Raw genomic sequence first — 1281 nt, 5'->3', positions numbered from 1 at the left:
AAACGGCAACATCCCCGTTTTCTGATCAACCGTAAAAATCCCCGTCGCTTGTTCCAATACCCTAAAAAGAAGGAGGTGTGGAATGCGTAATACACTAAAAGCAGCTACTATCGAAAGTAAGTTTCCCTTGCTTTCAGTTGAACATGACTGCATCATCAGCAAGGATGCGGATATAACGGTAGCCTACCGTGTCGATCTGCCGGAACTGTTCACTGTTACGGGTAGCGAATACGAAGCCATACACTCAGCTTGGACAAAAGCCATTAAGGTGTTGCCCGAATACTCAGTTATCCACAAACAGGATTGGTTTGTCAAAGAAAAATACAAACCCTCAACCGATAAGGAGAACATGAGTTTTCTATCCCGTTCATTTGAACGACACTTCAACGAACGTCCATTTCTGAATCATACTTGCTTTTTGTTTTTGACCAAAACGACAAAGGATCGGATGCGGATGCAAAGCAATTTTTCATCGCTCTGTAGAGGATATATCATCCCCAAAGAAGTCAATAAAGAGATGGCAGTACGGTTCTTGGAGGCAGTCGGACAGTTCGAGCGTATCTTAAACGATTCAGGATTTATCACGCTAACACGTATTGCTTCAGACGAAATAACGGGAACGGAAAAAGAAGCGGGGCTGATTGAAAAATACTTTGCCCTCTCATTAGAAGATACTACTTGCCTGGAGGATCTGGAGCTAGGAGCAGACGGGTTACGCATTGGAGATAAAACGGTGTGCCTGCATACCATTTCCGATGTAGAAGACTTGCCGGGAACAATCGGAACAGATATGCGATACGAAAAGCTATCTACCGACCGGAGTGATTGCCGTCTGTCGTTTGCATCGCCTGTGGGCTTGTTGCTCTCTTGTGACCATGTATATAATCAATACATATTTCTGGACAATTCGGCAGAAAACCTGCGGCAGTTTGAAAAATCTGCCCGTAATATGCAGTCGTTATCGAAGTACAGTCGTGGAAACCAAATAAATAAAGAGTGGATCGACAAGTACCTGAACGAAGCCCATAGTTTTGGATTGACTTCTGTCAGGGCACACTTCAATGTGATGGCATGGTCTGACGATGCAGAAGAACTGAAGAATATTCGTAATGATGTCGGCTCACAATTGGCACTTATGGAGTGCAAGCCTCGCCATAACACGGTGGATGTTGCTACACTCTATTGGGCGGCGATGCCGGGCAATGCGGGTGATTTTCCGAGTGAAGAAAGTTTCTACACGTTTATAGAACCTGCCTTGTGCTTCTTCACAGAGGAAACGAA

Annotated in this window: 1 protein-coding gene; it reads left to right on the top strand. The window is 44.7% G+C overall.

The features are described 5' to 3' along the window. Positions 1-82: 82 nt before the first annotated feature. On the top strand, positions 83-1281 hold a 1199-nt coding region (locus tag QOX35_RS16420), incomplete at its 3' end, for a TraG family conjugative transposon ATPase (RefSeq protein WP_283687836.1).

Source organism: Dysgonomonas sp. Marseille-Q5470, assembly GCF_951230145.1.
Lineage (GTDB): Bacteria > Bacteroidota > Bacteroidia > Bacteroidales > Dysgonomonadaceae > Dysgonomonas.
This window is presented reverse-complemented; position numbering and strand designations above follow the sequence as displayed.